Source organism: Campylobacter sp. TTU_617 (assembly GCF_016599045.1).
Lineage (GTDB): Bacteria > Campylobacterota > Campylobacteria > Campylobacterales > Campylobacteraceae > Campylobacter_D.
In genome coordinates, this window is sequence record NZ_JAENKV010000009.1 from 15169 (window position 1) to 39161 (window position 23993).

Sequence of the window (23993 nt, forward strand, 5' to 3'; positions counted from 1 at the left end):
AATCACCCTTTTAAATTTTTTAATTCTAAGTCAATCTTTTTAAGTTGTTCTTTTAGACTGATTGAAGTATTAGTATTTTGCTCGATAATATTTTTTGGAGCGTTTTTGAGAAAATTTTCATTTGAAAGCATAGTATCTAGCTTTAAAAGTTCTTTTTGTAATTTTGCTTTTTGATTTTCTAATCTTTGGATAATAGCGCTTAAATCAATATTATCTAAAGCAATGAAAATTTCTAAATTTTCACTTACATCGCAAACAGAATTTGGTATTTTTGTATCTGTAAATTCGATCGATTCACATTTGGCTAAATTGGTAATAAAATGAGAATAAAGCTCTAATTTATTTTTTTGTTTTGTGTTATTTAGCTTTATAAAGGCTTTTTCAATTTTAGAATTTCCAAGCTCTATTAAGCTTTTTGCACGGCGGATACTGACTATACTTTCTATAAGTAAATTAAAAATTTCTTTAATTTCTAAATTTTCTTTATCAAAAGTTGGATAAGTGCTTATCATAATAGAAGAAGTGTTTTCAAGATCACTTTTGCTAAGTTTGTGATATAAATATTCGCTGATAAAAGGCATAAAAGGATTTAAAGCTTTTAAGGCTTCTTTAAAGATGCTGCCTAGCTCTTTAATACTTGATTTATCTGCTTTACTAAGTTCTATACCCCAATCGCAAAAATCATTCCAGAAAAATTTATAAAGTATATTAGCACTATCATTAAAACGGTATTGTTCTAAATTTTCTCTTACATTCTTAATACATTCTTGAAATCTTGCATAAATGTAAATTCCAAGATCGCTTTTTAATTCTATATTTTGCAGATCTTCAAATTTGTCTTGATTTAAAAGCAAATAATTACTTGCGTTATAGAGTTTATTGGTAAAGTTCCTAACTTGCAAAAGTTTGTCATTGCTTAATTTTATATCCCTTCCTTGTATAGCAAGAAGTGCTAGGGTAAAACGTAAAATATCAGCACTATATTCTTTGATACATTCATTTGGATCGATCACATTACCTAAGCTTTTACTCATTTTTCTGCCTTGCTCATCTTTAACAAGAGCATGTAGATAAATATCTTTAAAAGGTAGTTTGTCAAAAACATTACTACTTTGAAACATCATTCTTGCTACCCAGAAAAATAAAATATCAAAACCTGTAATTAGCAAAGAGTTAGGATAAAATTCATCTAAATCTTCTTTATTCCATAATTTTCCTTCGCCCCAATGCTCATTACCCCAGCCTAAAGTACTAATAGCCCAAAGTCCTGATGAAAACCAAGTATCTAAGACGTCTGGATCTTGAGTTAAATTTTTACTCCCGCATTTTGGACATTGGCTTGGTTGTTCTTGGCTTGCCCATTCATAAGAACATTCACAATAATAAACAGGAATTTGGTGTCCCCACCATAATTGTCTTGAAATACACCAGTCTTTTAAATCTCTCATCCATGCGTTAAAACTATTAATCCAGTGTGAAGGATAAAATTCACTTTCTTTTAGATTGATTTTTTCTATGCTTTTTTGAGCAATTTCTTTTTTAACAAACCATTGTTTTGAAATATAAGGTTCTACTATATTATTGCATCTATAACAATATCCTACTTGATGAGTATAATCTTCTATTTTATCAATAAAACCTAATTTTTCTAATTGAGCTATGATTTTTTCTCTAGCCTTTAATCTTTCTAAGCCTTGAAATTCTAAACAATGTTCATTTAAGATACCTTTTTCATCAAAAATGGTGATAAATTCTAAATTATGTCTTTTGCCGATTTCATAATCGTTTGTATCGTGAGCCGGAGTAACTTTAACTATACCTGTTCCAAAATTTGTATCAACATAATCATCAGCAATTATTTTAAGAGTTCTTTTGCAAAGAGGTAAAATAACTTCTTTTCCAATGAAATTTTTATAACGCTCATCATTTGGATTTACCATTAAAGCACTATCGCCAAATAAGGTTTCAGGTCTTGTAGTTGCAATTGTAACAAAATCATTGCTATCTTTTAAAAAATATTTAATATAATAAAGCTTGCCTTTTGTTTCTTTATAATCAACTTCAATATCACTTAAAGCCCCATCATGAGTACACCAATTAATCATATAATTTCCGCGTACAATGAGCTTTTTATTGTAAAGATCTACAAAGGATTTTTTTACCGCATTAACAAGTCCTTCATCCATTGTAAAACGTAAGCGAGACCAAGCTGGAGTAATGCCTAAAGTTCTCATTTGATTAAGAATTTTATCTCCGCTTTGTTTTTTCCATTCCCAAACTTTTTCTATAAATTTTTCTCTACCCAACTCTTCTTTTGTTATACCTTTGGCGAGAAGTTGTTTTTCTACAACATTTTGAGTAGCAATACCAGCGTGATCAAGTCCAGGTTGATAAAGAACCTTATAGCCGTCCATTCTTTTATAGCGTGTGATGATATCTTGTAAAGTAAAAGTTAAAGCGTGCCCTATGTGCAAAACTCCTGTAACATTAGGAGGAGGCATCATAATACAAAATACTTTTCCATCTTTTTGAATGGCTTTATTTGAATCAATTTCAAAATAGCCTCTTTCTTCGCAAATTTGATAATATTTTTTTTCTAAATTTTTATCATACATCAATTGCCTTTATCATTTTGCTTAAATTTATTTATATAGAAGTAATTTCTATAATTTCGCAAAATGGAAAAAAGTATTGTGCCGTATTAAGTCCGGTTTTTAAACTTTTAATATGTTTTGAAAATTCACTTCCTTTGCCTTCTTTTTTTATTTGAAGTTTGAGTCTTTCTATGATTTCTTCACGCGCTACGTGTTGGTTTAATGTGCTAAGATTGTTTAAATAAGGACTTAATTGATTAAGATTGATATATTTATAAGCTTTTTTCATATCTGAAAAAATAATTTCTTTATTATAAATAGTTAATTTCATTTCTCCTTTTGATAGCATTTTTACAAAAACGCTTAAATAATAATCTTTTGAATTATCTTCTATAGAATTTAACATATCTTTTAAAAGATTAATTCTATACTGACTTAGGAATTTGCCATCTAAAACATAAACTTTCATATTTTCTGTGCTAAGCTCTGGTTCTAAGCGACTATTTTTTCCTATACTTAGATATTCTCTAGCTGTATTTAAGTATTTATTTTTATTTGATTTGTTTGATTGAAGTTCTTTTTTAATAGCCTTTTCTCTTTCTAAGATTTTTTGTTGTTTGCTAATTTCTTTTTTAAGAGCTTCTATTTTAGCTTGTTTATCTTCTTTTTGTAGTTGCTGTGAATTATTATTTGTAGTATTTATATATTGATTATTTTCATCTGTTGTGGTTGTATTACTTATATTGTTATCTGTATTTAAACTTTTATTATTTTCATTTATATTAATATTAGCATTAGTTGCGTTGCTATCATTATTTATATTTTCATTAATTTCACTTGTTGTAACTGTATTGTTTATATCGTTGTTTAAATTTTGATTTTCATTTAATGAGGTGGTTTCTTGTTTTTTTATGATGTTATTGTCGATATTGGTATTATGTGTTGAATAATCTTTATTTGTAGATGAATAAGAATTATTATAGTTGTTGGTATATGATTTTTGTTCAGAGTAAGAATTATTATTTAAATTATAATTTTTTGGTTTTGAGTATTCAAAAAGATAATAATAAGTTCCGCCAAGTATTGCAATAATAGCTATTAGTATACTAGCAATAATAGAAAAAATTTTAAAATTCATTTGTTATTCCTTAAATAGAATGTAAAGCAGTTGGTATTGTACTATAATCAAATATAAAGTAATTTTAAATTTTTATATTTTTAAGTAATTTTTTTTTATAATTTAACTTTTATAAGGAAAATAATGCCTCTTTCGAAGTTAAATAACGAACAATATCTTGCCGCTACTACTAATTTTGGACATAATCTTATCATAGCAAGCGCAGGGACAGGAAAAACTTCAACTATTGTTGCAAGAATAGCTTATCTTTTAAAACAAGGTATTGAACCTGAAAAAATTATGCTTTTAACTTTTACTAATAAAGCAAGTAAAGAAATGCTTACAAGATTATCAAAATTTTTCAATAAAGATATCACAAAGAAAATTTTAGCAGGAACATTTCATAGTGTAGCGTATTCTTTGCTTAAGCAAGAGAATAAAAATATTCTTTTAAAACAAAGTTCAGAATTAAAAGTTTTACTTAAAAGTATATATGAAAAGCGAACTTTTTCTCATTTAAGCGATATTAAACCTTATCAATCAAGTTATCTTTATGATGTTTATTCTTTATTTCAAAATAAAGCTTTTATGCAAGAATTTTATTATTGGTTTTGTCAAAATTATGAAGAACAAAGTATTTACGCTGAAATTTATGAAGATATTCTTAAGGAATACGAAGAAGAAAAAAAGCGTTTTAATTATGTTGATTTTAATGATTTATTAATATATCTTAAGGAGCTTATTAAAAATAAAAAATTTGAATTTGATGAAATTTTGGTAGATGAATATCAAGATACTAATGCTTTACAGAGTTCTTTAATTGAAACTTTTTGTTCAAAAAGTTTATTTTGTGTTGGAGATTATGATCAAAGTATTTATGCTTTTAATGGAGCCGATATTAATATTATAGGTGGTTTTAAGGAGCGTTTTAAAGATGCAAAAATTTTTTCTTTAAATAAAAATTATAGATCATCTAGAAGTATTTTGGCTTTAGCTAATAAAGTTATTTTAAACAATGAAAGACTTTATCCTAAGGAGTTAATTGTAACTAGAAATGATGAATTTAAAGCTCCAACCTTATTAAAATTTGAAGATTTAATAGAACAATATCAAAATATTGCAAAGATGATTTTAACCAGCGGTATTTCTTTAGAAGAAATTGCTGTTATTTTCCGCAATAATTCTAGTGCAGATGGTATAGAAATAGCTTTAAAGGAACAAGGAATTGCTTGTGTTAGAAAAGGAAGTGCAAGTTTTTTTGAAAGTTTAGAGGTAAAAGCTTTTTGTTCTTTTCTTTCTTTAATTGTAAATCCTAAAGATATTATGGCTTTTATCCATCTTATAGGTTATTCTAAAGGAGTAGGTGGAGTTTTAGCAAAGGAGATTTTTGATTCTTTATTAAAACTTGGACACGGAAATTTGATTAAGGGTTTTTTAAAACCTGATAAAAATGTAGATTTAACTACTTTTACAAAAAAAAATTATGAACTAGGTCTTTTTTCAGATTTAAATGAGCTTGCTAATGAAAAACGCTTTAATCTAGAAAGTGAATTTAATTCTCATCCTGTATTAAAACTATCTAAAATCACAAAAGAATGTGCTTTAAATTTGGAAAAAATTTATCTTTTTTTAAGCAATGCACAAGAGCAAAGACATTCTATAGAAATAATTCATTTAATTTGTAAAAATTCTTTTTTTCTTGAAATTTGTGAAAAACTTGCAAATAAAAGAGCAACTAATAAAGCAGGGCAAGTTGATCTTTTAAGAAAAAAAGAAATTTTAGAAAAAATTGATACAAAGATTTTTATTTTAAAAGATTTAGCAAAAAAATATTCAGATATTTATAAATATTATAATTTTTTGGCCTTGGGCTCTAATGAAATGAATAATGGTAAAGGAGTAAATTTATTAAGCATACATGCAAGTAAAGGGCTTGAATTTGATTTAGTTTTTGTAATAGATTTAGCACAAGGACGCTTTCCTAATCAAAAACTTATTTCAATGGGTGGAAGCTTAGAAGAAGAAAGAAGATTATTTTATGTTGCTGTTACTAGGGCTAAAAATATACTTTATTTAAGTTATGCAAAATATGATAAAAATAAAAAAACTTCTTTTGAACCTTCTTGTTTTTTATTTGAAGCAGGACTTTGCAAGAATTAATTAATCATAACTCGTTAAAATTTTTTGTTTTAAAAATATTAATGAAAGGTTTAAATGAAAAAAATAATTATTTCAAGCTTAATAGCGGCAAGTTTTTTAAATGCTGAGATTTTAGTTTATGGTCCAGGTGGTCCGGCTCCTGTTATAAAAGAACTTGCAAAAAAATTTGAAGAAAAAACAAAAGAAAAAGTTACTATAGTTGCAGGCCCAACTTCATCTTGGATTGACAAGGCAAAAGAAGATGCTGATTTAATTTATTCTGGTAATACTTCTATGATGGATGATTTTATTAAAAAAATTCCAAATTTAAGTTTGGAAAATTTAAATGTTTTAAATGTGCGTCCTTCTGGAATTATAGTGCGCCCAAATAATCCCAAAAATATTAAAAATTTTGAAGATATTTTAAAAAATGATGTTAATATAATGGTTGTAGATGGAGCGGGTCAAGTGGGGCTTTATGAAGATATGGCTTTAAAAAGCGGTAAAAAAGAAAATCTTGTTAAGTTGCGTAAAAATATTAAGGTTTATGCTAAAAATTCAAAAGCCGCAATAGATGAATGGAACAATAATCAAAATATAGATGTTTTAATCATTTGGTCTCATTGGGCCAAGGCTTTAGGCGAAAAAGCTTTGTTTATAAAAGATAATAAGGCTGTAATTTATCGTGCAGCTGAAATAGCTCCAACTCAAAAAGGACTTCAAAATAAACAAGCTTTAGAATTTGTTAATTTTATACAAAGCAAAGAAGCACAAAAAGTATGGAAAGAATATACATGGAAAGCTATAAAAAAATAATTTTAATTCAAATATTAAAAATAATTAAATTTATTTAAGATATAATTACTCTTAAAAACATTAAATTGATATGTTTTATTTTATAAAAAAGGATAAATAATGAATTCAGTAAATTTCAAAGGTAGTTTAGTAAAACTAAAAGGCAATTCTTTAGAAGTAGGTGCATCGGCACCAAAAGTAAAACTAAAAGCAAAAGATTTAAGTGATGTTAATATAGCAGAAGAAGGAAAAACTCAAATTATTTTGAGCCTTCCAAGTCTTGATACTCCAGTTTGCGCTACAGAAGCAAGAGAATTTAATCAAAAAATAGCTTCTTATAAAAATGCACAAGTTATAGTTGTAAGCATGGATCTACCTTTTGCAATGGGAAGATTTTGCTCTACAGAAGGGATTGATAATATTATAGTAGCAAGTGATTTTGTTGCAAAAGAATTTGGGGAAAAATATGGTGTTTTAATTGCAGATGGCGCTTTAGAGGGTTTATTAGCGCGAGCTGTATTTGTAATCAAGGAAGGTAAGATTGTTTATAAAGAATTAGTAAATGAAATCACAGAAATGCCAAATATTAAAGAATTAGATGCTTTTTTCCAAAATAATTAAATAATGATTTGATTTCAATAAATGTTTTATTAATATTATATTAATAAAACATTTTTAAGTTATTTTAGATAGAATTACCCCTTTAAATCCTTTAAATAAATGATTGTGATATGTATTCTATTTACAAAAAGATTTTTTGGCTCAATTTTTTTATAGTTATTACCATAGCCTTTAATTTAAGAGTTCCTATAACATCCATAGGTCCTGTTATTGATACAATCAAAGAGTATTATTTGCTTAATTCCACTTTAGCAGGTATGCTTACTACTTTGCCTTTAATTTCTTTTGGAGTTATTTCCTTTTTTGTGGGTTATTTTTCACCTTTAAAGACTATGGTAATGGGGATAGTTCTCATTTTTATTGGAGAATTTTTAAGATCCTATGCTGGATATTTGGGATTATTTTTAGGTATGTTATTCTTAGGTTGTGGTATCGCAATTGCAAATGTATTACTACCAAGTTTTATAAAAGAAAAATTCCCTAATAAAATTTCTTCTATGATGGGTGTTTATAGCTTAATGCTTAGTATTTCTTCTATAGCTGGTATTTTTCTAGCTATTCCTTTGCTTAATTTTTTAGGTATAAAAGGTTCAATGGCATTTTGGATGATTTTTGCTTTATTGGCTTTAATTATTTATTATCCTCAAGCAAAAAATGGACGTTTTTTAAGAACTAAAAAGAAAATTAAAAAAAATATTAATCTTTTTAAAAATTCTACAGCTTGGAAAGTTACGCTTTTTATGGGTTTGCAAAGTTTTTTAGCGTATAGTATTTTTTCTTGGTATATTCAATTTATTATCGAAAAAGGATATTCTAAAGAATTTGCTACGCATATGATTTTGTTTGCGCAAATTGTTGCTGTGCCTGTGTCTTTATTTGGCCCCTTGCTTCTAGGAAAAATTAAACATTCTTTTCATAGTATTTATATAGCTACTTTGTGTAGTTTATACGTTATATCTTTTGCTTTATTGTTCTTTTTTGATAGCAAGGAAATGATTATTTTATGCTCCTTTTTTATAGGTTTTCCTTGGGGTGGAGTTTTTGGGATAGCTTTGCTTTTTATTGCGCAAAAAAGTTCTAATGCTCAAATTGCAACAAAACTTTCTTCTTTTGCTCAAGGTTTTGGATATCTTATAGCAGCACAAGCTCCTTGGCTTATAGGTTTTATGCATGATAAATTTGAAAATTTTCAAAGCTCTATTTTAATGCTTTTGTTTGCAAGCATATTGGTTAATATTTTTGGTTATTTAAGCTTAAAAAGCTCTAAAATTTAAATAGGAGCTGTTTTTTTCTTTAACCATTTAAGTTCTTTTGTTTGAAGTTTTTTATGAAGTTTTTTATAAACTTCTTTGTGATAGTTGTTTAACCATTTTTTTTCTTTAGAATTTAATAATTTTATATCGATACATTTTCTTTCAAAAGGACAAAGAGTTAAAGTTTCAAAATATAAATAATTTCCAAATTCTTGTTCTTTAGCTTTTTTAATATCTAAAATAACAGCTAAATTCTCAAGTCTTATTCCCCATTTATCTTTTCTATAAATACCAGGTTCTAATGAGCTTATCATACCTTTTTTGGTTTGATTTTTTAAAGAAGGTATAGTTGTATATGAAAGATTTTGCGGACCTTCGTGAACGCTTAAAAAATATCCAACCCCGTGACCACTTCCGTGATTATAGTTTATTTGATGTTCCCATAAAGGTTTTCTAGTGATACTATCAAGTAAAGGCATAGAAATATTTTTTGGAAAAATGGTGGTAGAAATTGAAATTAATGCTTTTAAAACTAAGGTATAATCTTTTTTTTGTTTAGCACTAATTTTTCCAATAGGAAAAACACGTGTGATATCTGTTGTTCCATTTAAATATTGACCCCCAGAGTCAATTAATAATAAACCATTTCCTTTGATTACAGATGAGTTTTTTTCATCTGCTTTATAATGAATTATTGCTCCATTGGCATTAAAACCTACAATATTGGCAAAACTATCACTAATATAATAAGGACTCATGGAGCGTAATTTGCTTAATTTTTCTCCAATTTCAAATTCATTAAAACCTAAATGAATATTTTCTTCAAGCCAAGAATAAAAACGACAAAGTGCCACACCATCTTCTATCATAGCTTTTTTGATGCAAGAGATTTCTTTTTTATCTTTGCAAGATTTTAAATATGTGCTTGGATTTAAATCTTGTATTATTGTAATGTTTTTTAATCCTTGAATAAAAAAAGATATTGTTTTGCTAGGATCTATTAAAAGTGTTGTATTATTTAGTTTTTTAAGCTCTTCGTGTATGTTTTCATAATTTTTTAAAATAATACCTTCATTTTGTAATTTATTTTTCAAAGAATGATTAAGTTTTTTTGGATTGATAAAAAATAAAATCTGATTTTCCATAATAAGTAAAAAGCTAAAAAAAAGTGGATTAAACTCTATATCTTTTCCTCTTAAATTTAAAATCCAAGCTATATCATCAAGGCTAGAAATAAAATGCGCATTAGCATTTAATCGTTTCATTTCTTTGCGTACTAAGGCAATCTTATCTATTCTAGATAAAGAATAAAATTTTTTAGAATGTTCATAAATGTTATATGTTGGAAGTTCTGGTCGATTAATCCAAATTTTAGAAATTAAATCATAATGTTTTAAATTGCAATATTTTTTTAAATCTTTTTCAAGTGTTAAGGGAAGAGTTTTAAAATCAATTCCTATAGTTGTTTTAGAATTACAATATTCTTTTATCCAGTCTTTAAAAGTATGATTTATATCTTGTTTTTTTAAGATAACTCCACTTTCTTTAAGCTCTTTTTGTGCTTGAAGCCAATATCTTCCATCTGTCCATAAAAATGCATTATTATGCGTAAAAACAAGTACTCCATAAGAACCTTTAAAGCCACTCATAAAAGATATACATTGATGATGTTGTGTTAAATATTCTGATAAATGTGGATCAGAATTTAAAACTATATAAATATCAATTTTATTTTTTAGCATATTTTTTTGCAATAAAGATATTTTTTGTTTATATGTCATTGTTATCCTTTATTTTAAACTTGCAAAATCAAGCATTAATTTAAGTTCTAAATTAATGCTTTTTAGATTTTCTATATTGATATTTTTTATATTAAAATAAAATTTTGAATTTTCTAAGGCTAGGAGAAATTCTAATAAATTTTTAAAATCTCCTCTTGCTATTAAAAAAACATTATATTTTTGTATATAGTTAAATTCTATGCGTGAATTTTGGATATCTTCAAAAATAATATTATATTTTTTTGCTAAAATTTCTATTTCTTTAATGTATTCTTCATAGTTGTATTTAAATTTATTGATTTGTTTATTATAGGAATTGATTGTTTGTGTTTGTTTTAATAGAGTGTCTTGTAATTCTTTTTGTTTTGCTTTTAGATTAGAAAGTTCTATTTTTTGATTATATATATTTTGTTCATCAATATTTAGTTCATTTGCAGCAAAATCAAAGAGAAATTCATAACTTTTAAAAGCTAGAAAAAATGCAAATACAGCTAAAAAAATAAAAATAAGAATTTTTTCTCTTAAACTTAAATTATTAAGATCAATCATTTTTATAATCTAAAAAAATTTTTAATGCAATTTCATTTTTATCAATAATTTTAAATAAAGAATTGTTATCAAATAATTCTAATGTTTTTTTGAAATTGTCTTTATTGTGGAATGAAACTATAATGGTATAATTTGATAGATTAAGGGTTGAAATTTGTATATTTTTTTGATTTAATAAAGAAATAAATTCAAAAAGAATATGTGTTTGATCTTGATTGGGTATAAAATTTTTATTTAATTCTAGTAAAATATTTTCATTTTGTTTTAATAATAATTTTTGATTATTAATCATAGAGACTAATTCTTGATTTTCTTGACTTGTATTATTATTTTTTTTAATAATGCTTTGAAATTCATAATTTAAATTTTGATTATATTCTTTGGTTATTTTATTTTCTTTATAGGATGAATAATTTTTTAAAAATAAAATTGCTAAAGAAAAACAATAACATAATAAGAAAAAAATAATAATTTTAAGATAAGGAGTAAAATTCGTTTTTGTTATTTTAATAAAATTTGCATCATTATTAAGATGTTTTTGTGCTAAAACGCTTAATTTTTCTAAGCTATTTTCTTTTAAGATGTTTTCTAAATTCAAAAAAGAAATGTCTATATGTTTTACTAAAAATTGACTAAATTTAAATTTATCATTGTAAAAAATAAAAATTTGAGTTTTGTAATATTTTAAAAGCTCTAAAACACGACCTTGCTCAAAGAGAATTTCATAAAAAAGTTTTTCTTTTTCATTTTGATTTTTTAAGCTTATGTCTTCAAGACTAAATTGGGGTAAATTTTTAATCGCACATAGATTTCCATTTTGGTAAAAAGTTAAAAAAGTAAAATTTTCATTAAAATTTATAAGTGCAAAATTTGATTCTTTAATTAATTTTTCATCAAATAATACTTTAAAAAGTAAAGGTTCTGGATAGCAAAATTTAAAAGATTTTAAATTTTCTACCAAAGTAAAAAAAATATGATAAGTATTATTTTGCTTGATAAAGCTCATTTGATATTTAAAAGCAGGGGTGAGATTTAATTCTTTTGTAGTGTTAATAAATAATAAATCGTTATCAAATTCTCCTTGTTTTTGGGTATAAATTAATTGATTAAAAGGGATAAAAGTAATTTGATTTTTAATCTTCTTCATTTAAGAGCTTTTTTATAAAATTTTCATCTTTTTGCCAATTTTTTTTAATTTGAATAAAAAGTTTTAGTAAAACTTTTTTTTGGGAAAAATTTGAAATTTTAATTCTTGCGTCTTTGCCTATCCTTTTTATTGTTTTGGCTTCTTTTCCTATAATCATAGCTTTATGAGAGTTTGTATCTGTAATAATATCTGCTTCAATAATTAAAATTTCATTCTTATCTTTGAATTTTTTTATAAGAACTTCACTACAATAAGGAAGTTCTTCGCTCAAATTTTCATATATAGCTTCTAAAATAAAATCTCTATAAATATCTTTTTCATTACTTGTGGTTAAAAATTGAGGATCATAAAAATATTCGTGTTCTGGTAAATATTTAACGATTTCATCTAGAAGAATTTTTTTGTAAGATTTTTTCTTTGAAGAATAGGGAATAACAGCTTTAAAAGTGTTAAATTGATTATATTCGTTTAATTTTTGCAATAATTGTATATTGTTTGCTAAATCAACTTTATTAATGACCACAATATGTGGTGCTTTAGGATTTAAATTTAAAAAATCTTCATAATCATTTATTGGATCAAAAATACTTGCTACAAATAAAATAACATCACAATCACTAATGGATTTAATAGCACTTTGAATTAACATTTGATTAATTTTTTGAGAGCTTTTGTGAAGACCTGGAGTATCCACAATAATGATTTGATCATTATTGTGCATTAAAATAGCTTTTATTTTGCGTCTTGTTGCATTTTGTTTGTGAGAGACTATGGTAATTTTTTCTTCAAGTAAAGAATTGATTAAAGTGCTTTTTCCAGCATTAGTTCTACCAACAACACTCACAAAGCCTGATTTCACAAAATATACCTTGCCAAATCTTTATTTTCTATTACATTTTCCAATTTTTCTTTAACCATATTTTTATCTACTATAAATTTTTTACCAGCATACAAATCAGCCTCAAAACTTAAGTCTTCTAAAAGTTTTTCTATAACTGTATGCAAGCGTCTTGCTCCTATGTCTTGCATTTCTTCGTTAGCTTTTGAAGCAATTTTTGCTATTTCTTTTATCGCTTCATCTTCAAATTCAAGTTCTAATTTTTCAGTTTTTAAAAGTTCTATGTATTGTTTTAATAATGAGTTTTTAGGTCGTGTTAAGATTTCATAAAGAGCCTTATCATCTAAACTATCAAGCTCTACTCTTAAAGGAAAGCGTCCTTGAAGCTCAGGAATTAAGTCGCTTGGTTTGCTTAAATGAAAAGCTCCTGCAGCAATAAAAAGAATATGATCTGTTTTTAAGGTTCCAAGCTTTGTTTGAACACTACTTCCTTCAACTATAGGAAGTAAATCTCTTTGAACTCCTTCTTTGCTAGGATCTTGCCTACTTGAATTTCCACTTGAAATTGCTATTTTATCAATCTCATCAATAAATATAATCCCTTCATTTTCTGCTCTTTTTAAAGCTTCATTTTTGATACTTTCTTGATCAAGTATTTTATCACTTGCTTCATTTTTTAAAGCATTTTTAGCATCTTTAATTTTCATTTCTTTTTTTACTTTTTTACTTCCAACTCCAATGACTTTGACTATGTCTTGCATTGCACCCATTTCAGGTGGGAGATTTGGGTTAGTATCAAACATATTTTGAGAAATTTCTATTTCAATCATACTTTCATCAAGATCTCCATTTTTAAGTTTAGTTCTCATTTTTTCAAAGCTATTTTTATATTCTTCTTGTTTTTCATCACTAACCCCTTTTGGCAAAGGAGGTAAAAGTTTTTCTAGGATTTTATCTTCTATAAATTGATTAATTTTTTCTTGATTTTTTTCTCTATATTCATTCTTGACTAAATTTAAAGCTGCATTAGCTAAATCTCTTACCATACTTTCAACATCGCGTCCAACAAAGCCAACTTCTGTATATTTACTTGCTTCAATTTTAATAAATGGAAAGCCCATCATTTTAGCCAATCTTCTTGCAATTTCAGTTTTTCCAACCCCAGTTGATCCGATCATAAGAATATTTTTAGGCATAATATCATCTTGAAGATCTGGACTCAATTGCATTCTGCGGTAACGATTTCTTAGAGCAATAGCTATAATTTTTTTTGCATTTTTTTGACCGATAATATAATCATCTAAAAAATGGACAATTTCTTTAGGGGTTAAATTCATTCTTTATCCTTTATGCAATAAGTTTTAATATTTGTATTGGTATAAATACAAATTTCTCCAGCGATTTGAAGGCTTGATTTTACAAGTTCTTCTTCATCTAAATCACTATACTTTGCTAAGGCTCTAGCAGCTGATAAAGCATAGTTTCCACCACTTCCAATAGCTGCAATTGCCCCATCTTCTGGTTCAACTACATCTCCAGTTCCTGAAAGCAAAAATATATGCTCTCTATCAAGCACTAGCATCATTGCTTCTAATTTTCTTAAAAATTTATCTTTACGCCATTCTTTTGAAAAATCAATTGCAGCCTTTAAAAGATCTCCTTTGGAACTTTGAAGTAAATTTTCAAACATATCAAAGAGATTAAAAGCATCAGCTGTGCTTCCTGCAAAGCCAGCTAAAACTTTTCCATTGTTAAGTTTTCGAATTTTTACAGCATTTGCCTTTAAAACTGTATTACCAAAACTTACTTGTCCATCACCACCAATAACAGATTTATTTTTTCCTTTGTAAGCTAAAATTGTAGTTGCGTGAAACATTATTCAGCCTTTACATTGATATTAAATTGAGCGTGAATGCTGTGTCCTAATTTTAAGCTAACGCTATGCAGTCCTAAATTTTTTATTGTATCGCATTCTAAAGTTTTTTTATCAATTTCAATATTTTTTTGTTCTTTTAAAGCATGTGCTATTTCATCTTTGGTAACTCCACCAAATAAATTTCCATTTGCTCCGACAGGTTTTGCGATTTCAATAGTAATTTTGCTTAATTCTTCTTTTAATTTTTCTAAATTTGCTAATTCAAATCTTAAATTTTCAGCTTCTTTCTTTTTTTGAGCTTCATACTTTCTTAAAACTTCCGTTGTAGCTAATTTAGCATAACCTTTTCCTATAAGAAAGTTTTGTCCATATCCATCTTTTACTTCTTTTACTTCTCCTGCTTTACCTAAACTTTTTACATCTTTTATCAGTAAAACTTTCATAAAATATTCCTTAATATTTAATTTTTAACAATAATAGAGTAAATTTTATTATTTTTCCCTTTAAAATCTACTTTTTAATCTTTAATCTGTATTTTATGGATAAATTTTTAAATATAAGCATTTTTTGTTCCAAAATATATTTTTTTTGATATAATTTAAATTATGAGAATAGATAAATTTTTAAATGTGGTAAATATTACAAAAAGACGTGCTATTTCTGAAGATATGTGCAAAAATGGTGTGGTTTTTATCAATGGGAATGTAGTTAAAGCAAGTAAAGAAGTAAAAGTCAATGATATAATTTCTTTGCATTTTAATAGTGGAATTCAAAATTATAAGGTTTTAGCTATTCCTGCAACTAAAAATATTCCCAAAACATCACAAAATGAGTATGTAAATAAAATATGCTAGAAATAATTTTAAAACAAAATGAACTTAATAAGCTTTTTGAGTATCTACCTAAAGAAGGTGTGATTTTACTCAAAGGTGATTTAGCAAGCGGAAAAACAACTTTAGTTAAAGAATATGTAAAATATTTAGGCGTTAAAGATTTAGTAGATTCTCCTACTTTTTCAATAATGCAAAAGTATTTTAATAATCAATACACAATTTATCATTATGATATTTATCAAAAAGGTTTTAAATCTTTATTAGATAATGTCCTGATAGAAAATTTTTTTGAAAATGCTTTGCATTTAGTGGAATGGGGTGATGAAAATTTAAAAAAATGCCTTGATCGCTTTGGAAAGAAAAGTCTTTTTGTAGAAATTGAACCATTTGAAGATAAGAGAAAGTATAAAATTTATGAGTAAGCTAGAAATTCTTAATTTGGAAAAAATAATCAAAAAAACCAAAATTATTCATAGTGTTTCTTTGGAGTTAAATAGTGGAGAGGTTGTTGGCCTTTTAGGCCCTAATGGAGCTGGAAAGACAACAACTTTTTATATGATTTGTGGATTAATTGCACCAAGTAGCGGTCAGGTTTTACTTGATTCAAAGGATATTACAAAAGAACCATTAAATAAAAGAGCTAGAGAAGGTATTGGTTATTTGCCACAAGAAAGCAGTATTTTTAAAGATTTAAGTGTAGAGGATAATCTACTTTTGGCAGCACAGATTTTTTACAAAGATAAAAAAATTTTAAAAGAAAGAGTAGAGCAAATGCTAGAGCTTTTAAGTATAGAGCCTATTCGCTTAAGAAAAGGATTAAGCCTTAGTGGAGGAGAGAGAAGAAGGTGTGAGATCGCAAGATCTTTAATATGCAATCCTAAATTCTTATTACTTGATGAACCTTTTGCTGGTGTTGATCCTATTGCTGTTGCTGAAATTCAAAATCTAATCAATGAGCTTAAAAATTTAAATATTGGTGTTTTAATTACCGATCATAATGTAAGAGAAACTTTAGCAATTTGTGATAGGGCTTATGTAATTAAATCAGGTGCATTATTGGCTAGTGGTAGTGCTAAAGAAATAGCACATAATAAAGATGTAATCAAGCATTATTTAGGGACAGAGTTTAAGCTCTTAGATTAATGTTAAAACAAAAATTAGCTCCAAAAAATAAACTTTCTCAAACTTTAAGAAGTTGGTTGCCTATTTTACAAGCAAATATTGAAGATTTAAAAGAAAGCTTAGATGATTTTAGCAAAGAAAATCCTTTTATTAGTGTTAAGGAAAATATCAATTCTCAAACTAATAGCAATAAAAATTATATGGATTATTTTTATAAAAATTCTATTCAAGCACAAAATATTCAATATATGGCTATAGCACAAAAAAGTGTTTATGAACTTTTAAATGAACAAATTACTCCTCCTTTATTTCCTACAGAAAAATCTCAAAAAATAGCATATAAAATTATAGAATGTTTAAATCATGAAGGATATTTTGAATTTGATGAAGAGCTTTTAAAAGAATGGAGTCAAGATGAAATTGAAAATATAAGATTAAGATTTAAATTTTTAGATCCTATAGGGGTTGGAGCAAAAGATTATAAAGAGGCATTTTTATTTGCTTTAGATAATTTAGATATTGATGATGAACTTTATGAATTTTGCAAAATTTTAATTAAAGATTTTGAAAATATAGGTTCTTATACAAAAGAAAAATTTTATAAAGAAGCAATAGTTTTGATCAAAAAATTTAGCATACCTCCTTTTATTGAATATTTTGAAGATAGCAAACAAATAGTTCCTGATATTTTTATTTTTAGAGAAAATGATGAAATAAAAGTTAAAATAAATGATGAATATTATCCAGAAATATCTTTAGAAACCGATGGAATGAACCACGATTTTTTGAGTGCTTATATCAAGGAGGCTAAAAATTTAATTGATGCTTTGGCTATGAGAAAAGCTACTCTTTATAAGATTGGTCTTATGATAGTAGAGTATCAATATGATTTTTTCTTAGGCAAAGAAATTAAACCTATGACTTTAAAAAATATCGCAGATGACTTAGAACGTAATACTTCTACTATATCAAGAGCAATTGCAAATAAATATTTAAGTTGTGAAAGAGGTCTTATACCTTTAAAAGATTTTTTTACTGTTGCCTTAGATGAAAATGGGGAAACTTCAAATACGAGTGTGAAAGAATTTATTGTAAATTTAATTAAAAACGAAAACAAAAAAAAGCCTTTGAGTGATCTTAAAATTTTAGAATTAATACAAGAAGAATTTAAAATTGATATAGGAAGAAGGACAATTACAAAATACAGAAAACAACTTAATATTGGAAGTTCTAGCGAAAGAAAGAAGATTTATGAGCTTGAAGGTGCTAAATAATCTTTAGATTATTTAAGCACAGAAATGATTTTAGCTGCGTCATTTAAACCACAAACTATACTAGCACCATTTTTTGTTGTTATATCTCCTGCAAGAAATATTCCTTTAATATTACTTTCTTTATTTTCATTAATCAAAGGAATTCCTTTATCATCAACACTAACACCACATTTTTGTAAAAAATCAACAGGGGTTGAACCGCCAATAGCGTAAATTATACGATCATAAATTTCAAAGGTCCCATCATTAAATTTTACTTTTGCTTTTGAATTTTCATCTTCTATTTCTATGATATCAATACCTAATTTTAATAATAATTTATTTTGCTTTGCTGCATTTTCTACATCATTTAAATTAGTATCATTTAATCTTGTAAATTTATCTTTTCTATAACAAAGGCAAACTTGATTTTTATTTGCTAAATCAACAGCATATTCTGCTGCAGAATTTCCTCCTCCAACAATAAGAATTTTTTCATTATTTTGAACGCTATTAGCATTAAAATTAATTATTTTAGTAAGCGTAGGAGGTAATTTATAATCAGGTTTGTTAGGTTTGCCCATTCTTCCTATGGCTATAATAATATTTTGACATTCATAAGTGTTTTTGGAAGTTGTTACTATAAAACTTTCTTTATCTTGTTTAACGCTTTCTACCTCACTTGAAAATTCTATATTAATATTATGCTCTTTTATTAAAGATTCAAAAGCTTCTATAGTGCTTTCTTTTGTGCCATCTTCAAAAGGAATATGACTATAATTTTCTCCTTCTAAACCTTTATAAGCTTTATCAACTCTTTTTCCATCTTTATAAAATTGTCTTAGAGTTTGGCAAATTTCTTTGGTTTTTTCAAGAATTAAAACTTTTTTATTTTTTAATTTAGCTTCTATGGCACATCCTATTCCAGCTGGACCGGCACCAATAATAATTAAATCTAATTTTTCCACTCTTTTCCTTTTTCATTGAATATTTTTGTATAATTTAACAAGTTTTTTGTAAATAAAGGGTTAAAGAATGAGAAATTTTATTCAAAATATCAAAAAAAACTCCCAAAAGCTTTATGATTTAAATCCTCAATTGAAAGAAAATATTATCTTAGAGTTTGCACAAATTTTAAAAGAAAATTCTGATTTTATTTTAGAAGAAAATTTAAAAGATTTACATGATTTTAAAAAAGATGATGCCTTAAAAGATAGGCTTTTATTAAATAAAAATCGTTTGAAGGATCTTTGTTTGAGTTTAGAGCAAATTGCTTATTTACAGGATCCTATCGGAAGTATTATAGAAGGCTGGGTTAATGAAGATGGATTATTGATTCAAAAAATAAGAATTCCTATAGGTCTAATTTGTGTTATTTACGAAGCAAGACCCGCTTTAAGTGCTGAGATTATAGCTTTAATGCTTAAGAGTTCTAATGCTTGTATTTTAAAAGGGGGAGGCGAGGCAAAAAATACCAATACAGCTATTTTTACGCTTATAAATAAAGTATTAAGCAAATATCATTTAAATGATTGTTTTTCTATGTTTTTTAATAAAGATGATGTATATTCTATTTTAAAAATGGATGACTTAATTGATGTTATTATTCCAAGGGGAAGCTCTAAAATGATACAAGAACTTTCTAAAAATACTAAGATTCCTCTAATAAAGCAAGATAAAGGTTTATGTCATATTTTTGTTGATTATAATGCTAATTTAGAAGAAGCTTTAAAAATTGTTATAAATGCAAAATGCCAAAGAGTAAGTGTTTGCAATGCTTTGGAAACTTTATTAGTGCATAAAAGTATTGCTAAAGATTTTTTTAATTTGCTCATTCCTAAACTAAAAGAATTTAAAGTTAAAATTCATACACATAAAAATGCATTATCATTTTTTGAGAATTCAAATTTAGAATTTGCCTTAGCTAGTGATGAAACTTTTTATACAGAATGGCTTTCTTATGAATTAAGTATTAAGATAGTAAATGATTGCCAAGAAGCAATAGAACATATCAATAAATATAGTTCTTCTCATTCAGAAGCTATACTTTCTAATGATTTTAATAATATAGAAAAATTTAAAAAAACTATTCAATCAGCTTGTGTATATATAAATGCTTCAACGCGTTTTAGTGATGGGTCTAAGTTTGGCTTTGGAGGAGAAGTTGGAATTTCTACCAATAAACTTCATGCTAGAGGCCCTATGGGTATTAATGAAATCTGTACTTATAAATATATTATTAATGGGCAAGGACAAATTAGAAACTAAGCGTAGTAAAATTATAAAAATTTTACTACTTCATTAAAGCTAAAACGACTTTTAGTTGGAATTTTTTCTTCATTACTAATTCCTAAGGCTACAATTAAAGTAGCACTTTCTTTTTTAGGATTTAGATTTAAATAAGAATTTAATTTGTCTTGATTAAAACCTCCTATGGTACAAGAGTTTATTTTTAAAGCATTTGCTGCATAAAGTATGCTTGTTAATGCTATATAAGCTTGTTCTCTTGAGTAAGCAATTTTTTGTTTTTCATCTAAAGAGTCTAAAAAAGGCTTATAAGTATTTATTCTTTTTTCAATTTCTTCTTTTGGCATATTTCTTGATTTTAGTTTATTTTCAAAATATTCATCAAAATCAAATCTTGAAGTGATTATAATAAGTGCTGCAGCTGTTTTTACGTGATTTTGATGATTGGCAATTAAAGATATTTCCTCTAATTTCTTTTTATCTTGAATAACATAAAATTTCCAAGGTTCCAACCCTAAAGAACTCGGGCTTAATCTTGCTATTTCTAAAATTTCTTTTAAATCTTCTTCTTTAATTGTTTTATTGCTAAAATTTCTACAAGAATATCTTGTTATAAAAGGTTCTAGTTCTTTTTTCATTCTCTCTCCTTTATAAATTTAATCGTATAAAATTTATATTAAAATTCACATAAAATTTATTTTTGTTAAATAGAATTAATTTTATTTATTGAAGGTTTTAAATGAAATACAAAATTCTTTTTATCGTTTTATTTATAGGCATTATTTTTGGAATTTATTATGGTTTTTTTTATTCTAAAGATAAAATGCAAGTTGTAACTCAAAAAATTCAAAGGAGTAATATTGAACAAAGCATAGAAGCTGTTGGAAAAGTTTATGCTAAAGATCAAGTTGATGTTGGCGCACAGGTGAGCGGTCAGATTATAAAGCTTTATGTTAATGTTGGAGATAAAGTTAAACAAGGTGATTTGATTGCACAAATAGATAAAGATAAACAACAAAATGATTTGGATATTACAAAGGCTAAATTAGAAAGCACAAAAGCAAGTTTGGAAAGTAAAAAAGTTGCTTTTGATATAGCGGCTAAGCAGTATCAAAGAGAGCAAAAACTTTATGCTCAAAAAGCAACTTCTTTAGAAAGTCTTGAAACTCTTAAAAATAATTATTATACGCTTAAAGCAGATGTTGCGGATTTAAATGCACAAGTTATTCAGCTTGAAATCAGTCTTAAAAATGCTCAAAAAGATTTAGGATATACAACAATTAGAGCTCCAATAGATGGTTATATTATTAATGTTGCTGTTGATGAGGGGCAGACTGTTAATGCTAATCAAAGTACTCCAACTATAGTTAGAATTGCAAATTTAGACGAAATGGAAGTAAGAATGGAGATAGCAGAAGCTGATGTTAATAAAATAAAAGTAGGAACAGAAGTTAATTTTGCAGTATTAAGCAATCCGGATAAAAAATATCAAGCTTTAATCTCAAGCATAGATCCAGCAGATACTGAAGTAAGTGATTCATCTAGCTCTTCTTCTAGTAGTTCATCTAGCTCTTCTTCTAGTAGTGCAATTTATTATTATGCCAAATTTTTTGTGCCTAATAAAAATAACTTTTTGCGTATTGGAATGAGTATTCAAAATGAAATAATTATTCAAAGTGCTAAAAATGTTATTGTGGTGCCTACTTATACAATTTATAGCGATGCTAATGGCTATTATGTTGAAATTTTAGAAAATAATGAAAAAGTAAAAAAATATATTAAACTTGGAATTCACGATGCTATAAATACCGAAGTTTTAGAAGGGCTTAATGAGAATGAAGAATTAATTATTTCTTTGGATTCTTTGGATAATGTAAAAAATATTAAAAAGATGAGAATGTAATGATATATCTTAAAAATATTTATAAATTTATAAATCAAACTTGTATTTTAGATAATGTCAGTTTAAGTATAGAAAAAGGCGAATTTGTAGCTATTATAGGTCAAAGTGGTAGCGGTAAAACAACTTTGCTAAATATTATTGGAACTCTTGATGAGCCAAGTAAAGGGAGTTATATTTTTGAAAACTATGAAGTAACTTTATTAGATAAAGAACAAAAAGCTAGATTAAGACGTGAAAAAATAGGTTTTATTTTTCAAAGATATAATCTTTTAAGTTTATTAAGCGCGGGTGAAAATATTGCTTTACCTGCTATTTATACTGGAAAAAAAGCATATCAAAGAAACCAAAGAGCAAAAGAACTTTTATCTAGCTTGGAACTAGATCACAAATTTGATTTTAAGCCAAATCAACTAAGTGGAGGACAGCAACAAAGAGTTAGTATAGCAAGAGCTTTGATGAATGGTGGAGATTTGATTTTAGCAGATGAGCCAACTGGAGCTTTAGATAGTAAAAGTGGAATTAAGGTTCTTGAGATTTTGCAAGAGCTCAATAAATTAGGTCATACTATTATTTTGGTAACACACGATAGAGGTATTGCTGCTAAAGCTGGAAGAGTTATAGAAATAAAAGATGGAAAAATTTTAAGTGACACCAATAAAAATACCAAAGAGTTTAACGAAAAGCTAGAGCCTTTTTCACCAGAGATAAAAACATTTGATCTTTTAAAAAATCAGATTGCAGAGAGTTTTAAAATCGCTTTTACCTCTATTATTGCTCATAAGTTAAGATCAATACTTACAATGCTGGGAATTATTATAGGCATTGCGTCAGTTGTGTGTGTAATTGCTTTAGGACTTGGTTCTCAAGAAAAAATTCTTTCTTCTATTTCTAGACTTGGAACCAACACAATTGAAATTATTCCAGGTAAAGGATTTGGAGATTTAAGATCTGGCAAAACAAGATTTAATTTTAGTGATTTAAATACTTTAAGATCTTTAGAATATTTAGATGCAGTAGAAGCAAGATCTACGACTTCTGGAGTGGTAACTTATAAGAATATTTCTTTAAATGCAAGAGGCGAGGGAGTTGGTGTAAATCAGTTTAAAATTAAAGGTTTAGAATTGGAAGTAGGAACTTTACTTAGTGATGATGATATTAAAAATAGTTCTAATGTTGTTGTACTTGATTACAACGCTAAAAAGAATATATTTAAAAATGAAAATAGTAAAGATATTTTAGGTCGTATTATTATTTTTAAAGATCAACCTTTTAAAATTATAGGAGTCTTAAAACAAGATACAAATAAATTCTTTGAAGATAATACAGTACGTCTTTATGTGCCTTATACAACTTTAATGAATAAGCTAACCGGAGATAGAAATTTAAGAGAAATCATAGTAAAAGTTAAAGATAGTGTAAGTTCTTCCTTAGCTGAAAGTGCTGTTGTTAGAATTTTAGAGATTAAGCGTGGAAAGAAAGACTTTTTTACTATAAATTCAGATAGCATTAAAAAGGCTATAGAAGAAAATCAACGCACTACAACCATTTTAACCGCATCTATTGCTATTATTGCTTTAATTGTTGGTGGTATAGGAGTTATGAATATTATGCTTGTTTCAGTGAGTGAAAGAACAAAAGAAATAGGAATCCGTATGGCAATAGGAGCTAGAAAAGAGGATATTTTAATGCAGTTTTTAATCGAGGCAATAATGATATGTTTGGTTGGTGCTGTTTTAGGGGTAATTTTATCCATAGCAATAGTTTTTTCTTTCAATGCCTTTAGCGTTGATTTTCCTATGATACTTTCGAGCGGATCTATTATTTTAGGTTTATTAAGCTCCATTTTTATTGGAATCATTTTTGGTTTTTTCCCAGCAAAAAATGCTGCTAATTTAAATCCTATCAATGCTTTATCTAAGGAATGA

General features: G+C 26.4%; 22 protein-coding genes. 11 read left to right on the forward strand and 11 right to left on the reverse strand.

All coding sequences use genetic code 11. The features are described from left to right. Positions 1–2: 2 nt before the first annotated feature. Positions 3–2615 (reverse strand): valine--tRNA ligase, encoded by a 2613-nt coding sequence (locus tag GQV94_RS05215; RefSeq protein WP_200169987.1) that lies wholly within the window; start codon positions 2613–2615, stop codon positions 3–5. 31 nt (positions 2616–2646) lie between these two features. Beyond that, on the reverse strand, positions 2647–3732 hold the full coding sequence (locus GQV94_RS05220; RefSeq protein ID WP_200169988.1) for a hypothetical protein: 1086 nt from the start codon (positions 3730–3732) through the stop codon (positions 2647–2649). Between the two features lie 123 nt (positions 3733–3855). Between GQV94_RS05220 and GQV94_RS05225 the strand changes: the two genes are divergently transcribed. From GQV94_RS05225 to GQV94_RS05240, 4 genes are all read left to right on the forward strand, one after another. Next, entirely contained in the window at positions 3856–5871 is a 2016-nt protein-coding gene (locus GQV94_RS05225) for an ATP-dependent helicase (RefSeq protein WP_200169989.1), read from the forward strand. Positions 5872–5925: 54 nt separating this feature from the next. After that, a complete protein-coding gene (locus GQV94_RS05230) occupies positions 5926–6666 on the forward strand; it encodes an extracellular solute-binding protein (protein WP_200169990.1) in 741 nt (246 codons plus the stop codon). Positions 6667–6765: 99 nt separating this feature from the next. Beyond that, a complete protein-coding gene (tpx, locus tag GQV94_RS05235) occupies positions 6766–7266 on the forward strand; it encodes a thiol peroxidase (protein WP_200169991.1) in 501 nt (166 codons plus the stop codon). Positions 7267–7376: 110 nt separating this feature from the next. Continuing rightward, complete coding sequence (locus GQV94_RS05240; protein WP_200169992.1) at positions 7377–8540, forward strand: MFS transporter; 1164 nt, start codon at positions 7377–7379, stop codon at positions 8538–8540. Here the strand turns inward: GQV94_RS05240 and GQV94_RS05245 are convergent. Genes GQV94_RS05245 through rplI form a run of 7 tightly spaced genes read right to left on the reverse strand, consistent with a single transcriptional unit; the run spans position 8537 to position 15153 of the window. After that, the gene (locus tag GQV94_RS05245; RefSeq protein WP_200169993.1) at positions 8537–10300 is read right to left on the reverse strand and encodes an aminopeptidase P family protein; all 1764 of its coding nucleotides are present in this window, start codon (positions 10298–10300) and stop codon (positions 8537–8539) included. The genes GQV94_RS05240 and GQV94_RS05245 overlap by 4 nt on opposite strands. A 9-nt stretch (positions 10301–10309) precedes the next feature. Next, the gene (locus GQV94_RS05250) at positions 10310–10849 is read right to left on the reverse strand and encodes a hypothetical protein (RefSeq protein WP_200169994.1); all 540 of its coding nucleotides are present in this window, start codon (positions 10847–10849) and stop codon (positions 10310–10312) included. Then, positions 10842–11996, reverse strand: coding sequence for a hypothetical protein (locus GQV94_RS05255; protein ID WP_200169995.1), 1155 nt, complete (start codon positions 11994–11996; stop codon positions 10842–10844). Before GQV94_RS05255 ends, GQV94_RS05250 begins: the two co-directional genes overlap by 8 nt. Next, on the reverse strand, positions 11983–12855 hold the full coding sequence (era, locus tag GQV94_RS05260) for a GTPase Era (RefSeq protein WP_200169996.1): 873 nt from the start codon (positions 12853–12855) through the stop codon (positions 11983–11985). Before era ends, GQV94_RS05255 begins: the two co-directional genes overlap by 14 nt. After that, positions 12852–14171 carry an ATP-dependent protease ATPase subunit HslU gene (gene hslU, locus GQV94_RS05265; protein ID WP_200169997.1) on the reverse strand — a complete coding sequence of 440 codons (1320 nt, stop codon included), beginning with the start codon at positions 14169–14171 and terminating at the stop codon, positions 12852–12854. Before hslU ends, era begins: the two co-directional genes overlap by 4 nt. After that, positions 14168–14710, reverse strand: a complete 543-nt coding sequence (hslV, locus tag GQV94_RS05270) for an ATP-dependent protease subunit HslV (protein WP_200169998.1) — start codon at positions 14708–14710, stop codon at positions 14168–14170. Before hslV ends, hslU begins: the two co-directional genes overlap by 4 nt. Further along, a complete protein-coding gene (rplI, locus tag GQV94_RS05275) occupies positions 14710–15153 on the reverse strand; it encodes a 50S ribosomal protein L9 (RefSeq protein WP_200169999.1) in 444 nt (147 codons plus the stop codon). The genes hslV and rplI overlap by 1 nt, the downstream gene beginning before the upstream one ends. Before the next feature lie 162 nt (positions 15154–15315). Between rplI and GQV94_RS05280 the strand changes: the two genes are divergently transcribed. The 4 genes from GQV94_RS05280 to GQV94_RS05295 are packed head-to-tail and all read left to right on the forward strand — an operon-like array spanning position 15316 to position 17939. Next, complete coding sequence (locus tag GQV94_RS05280; RefSeq protein ID WP_200170000.1) at positions 15316–15564, forward strand: RNA-binding S4 domain-containing protein; 249 nt, start codon at positions 15316–15318, stop codon at positions 15562–15564. Then, complete coding sequence (gene tsaE, locus GQV94_RS05285) at positions 15558–15965, forward strand: tRNA (adenosine(37)-N6)-threonylcarbamoyltransferase complex ATPase subunit type 1 TsaE (RefSeq protein WP_200170001.1); 408 nt, start codon at positions 15558–15560, stop codon at positions 15963–15965. Before GQV94_RS05280 ends, tsaE begins: the two co-directional genes overlap by 7 nt. Beyond that, a complete protein-coding gene (gene lptB / locus GQV94_RS05290) occupies positions 15958–16686 on the forward strand; it encodes an LPS export ABC transporter ATP-binding protein (protein ID WP_200170002.1) in 729 nt (242 codons plus the stop codon). The genes tsaE and lptB overlap by 8 nt, the downstream gene beginning before the upstream one ends. Further along, a complete protein-coding gene (locus GQV94_RS05295; RefSeq protein ID WP_200170003.1) occupies positions 16686–17939 on the forward strand; it encodes an RNA polymerase factor sigma-54 in 1254 nt (417 codons plus the stop codon). The genes lptB and GQV94_RS05295 overlap by 1 nt, the downstream gene beginning before the upstream one ends. Before the next feature lie 8 nt (positions 17940–17947). Here GQV94_RS05295 and GQV94_RS05300 read toward each other — a convergent pair whose 3' ends face one another. Beyond that, positions 17948–18886: an NAD(P)-binding domain-containing protein gene (locus tag GQV94_RS05300; protein WP_200170004.1), complete on the reverse strand. Its 939-nt coding sequence runs from the start codon at positions 18884–18886 to the stop codon at positions 17948–17950. Between the two features lie 67 nt (positions 18887–18953). Between GQV94_RS05300 and GQV94_RS05305 the strand changes: the two genes are divergently transcribed. Then, positions 18954–20186 carry a glutamate-5-semialdehyde dehydrogenase gene (locus GQV94_RS05305; protein ID WP_200170005.1) on the forward strand — a complete coding sequence of 411 codons (1233 nt, stop codon included), beginning with the start codon at positions 18954–18956 and terminating at the stop codon, positions 20184–20186. Between the two features lie 11 nt (positions 20187–20197). Here the strand turns inward: GQV94_RS05305 and GQV94_RS05310 are convergent, their stop codons facing one another. Then, positions 20198–20803, reverse strand: a complete 606-nt coding sequence (locus GQV94_RS05310) for a nitroreductase family protein (protein WP_200170006.1) — start codon at positions 20801–20803, stop codon at positions 20198–20200. Positions 20804–20904: 101 nt separating this feature from the next. On the opposite strand from GQV94_RS05310, the gene GQV94_RS05315 reads away from it, so the two are divergent. Then, positions 20905–22068 carry an efflux RND transporter periplasmic adaptor subunit gene (locus GQV94_RS05315; RefSeq protein ID WP_200170007.1) on the forward strand — a complete coding sequence of 388 codons (1164 nt, stop codon included), beginning with the start codon at positions 20905–20907 and terminating at the stop codon, positions 22066–22068. Beyond that, entirely contained in the window at positions 22068–23993 is a 1926-nt protein-coding gene (locus GQV94_RS05320; protein WP_200170008.1) for an ABC transporter permease, read from the forward strand. Before GQV94_RS05315 ends, GQV94_RS05320 begins: the two co-directional genes overlap by 1 nt.

What these genes read in the sequence shown, in the direction of transcription:
- GQV94_RS05215 (WP_200169987.1), bottom strand. Translation starts at nt 2,615, where the DNA reads ATGTATGATAAAAATTTAGAAAAAAAATATTATCAAATTTGCGAAGAA.
- GQV94_RS05220 (WP_200169988.1), bottom strand. Translation starts at nt 3,732, where the DNA reads ATGAATTTTAAAATTTTTTCTATTATTGCTAGTATACTAATAGCTATT.
- GQV94_RS05225 (WP_200169989.1), top strand. Translation starts at nt 3,856, where the DNA reads ATGCCTCTTTCGAAGTTAAATAACGAACAATATCTTGCCGCTACTACT.
- GQV94_RS05230 (WP_200169990.1), top strand. Translation starts at nt 5,926, where the DNA reads ATGAAAAAAATAATTATTTCAAGCTTAATAGCGGCAAGTTTTTTAAAT.
- tpx (WP_200169991.1), top strand. Translation starts at nt 6,766, where the DNA reads ATGAATTCAGTAAATTTCAAAGGTAGTTTAGTAAAACTAAAAGGCAAT.
- GQV94_RS05240 (WP_200169992.1), top strand. Translation starts at nt 7,377, where the DNA reads ATGTATTCTATTTACAAAAAGATTTTTTGGCTCAATTTTTTTATAGTT.
- GQV94_RS05245 (WP_200169993.1), bottom strand. Translation starts at nt 10,300, where the DNA reads ATGACATATAAACAAAAAATATCTTTATTGCAAAAAAATATGCTAAAA.
- GQV94_RS05250 (WP_200169994.1), bottom strand. Translation starts at nt 10,849, where the DNA reads ATGATTGATCTTAATAATTTAAGTTTAAGAGAAAAAATTCTTATTTTT.
- GQV94_RS05255 (WP_200169995.1), bottom strand. Translation starts at nt 11,996, where the DNA reads ATGAAGAAGATTAAAAATCAAATTACTTTTATCCCTTTTAATCAATTA.
- hslU (WP_200169997.1), bottom strand. Translation starts at nt 14,171, where the DNA reads ATGAATTTAACCCCTAAAGAAATTGTCCATTTTTTAGATGATTATATT.
- hslV (WP_200169998.1), bottom strand. Translation starts at nt 14,710, where the DNA reads ATGTTTCACGCAACTACAATTTTAGCTTACAAAGGAAAAAATAAATCT.
- rplI (WP_200169999.1), bottom strand. Translation starts at nt 15,153, where the DNA reads ATGAAAGTTTTACTGATAAAAGATGTAAAAAGTTTAGGTAAAGCAGGA.
- GQV94_RS05280 (WP_200170000.1), top strand. Translation starts at nt 15,316, where the DNA reads ATGAGAATAGATAAATTTTTAAATGTGGTAAATATTACAAAAAGACGT.
- tsaE (WP_200170001.1), top strand. Translation starts at nt 15,558, where the DNA reads ATGCTAGAAATAATTTTAAAACAAAATGAACTTAATAAGCTTTTTGAG.
- lptB (WP_200170002.1), top strand. Translation starts at nt 15,958, where the DNA reads ATGAGTAAGCTAGAAATTCTTAATTTGGAAAAAATAATCAAAAAAACC.
- GQV94_RS05295 (WP_200170003.1), top strand. Translation starts at nt 16,686, where the DNA reads ATGTTAAAACAAAAATTAGCTCCAAAAAATAAACTTTCTCAAACTTTA.
- GQV94_RS05305 (WP_200170005.1), top strand. Translation starts at nt 18,954, where the DNA reads ATGAGAAATTTTATTCAAAATATCAAAAAAAACTCCCAAAAGCTTTAT.
- GQV94_RS05310 (WP_200170006.1), bottom strand. Translation starts at nt 20,803, where the DNA reads ATGAAAAAAGAACTAGAACCTTTTATAACAAGATATTCTTGTAGAAAT.
- GQV94_RS05315 (WP_200170007.1), top strand. Translation starts at nt 20,905, where the DNA reads ATGAAATACAAAATTCTTTTTATCGTTTTATTTATAGGCATTATTTTT.
- GQV94_RS05320 (WP_200170008.1), top strand. Translation starts at nt 22,068, where the DNA reads ATGATATATCTTAAAAATATTTATAAATTTATAAATCAAACTTGTATT.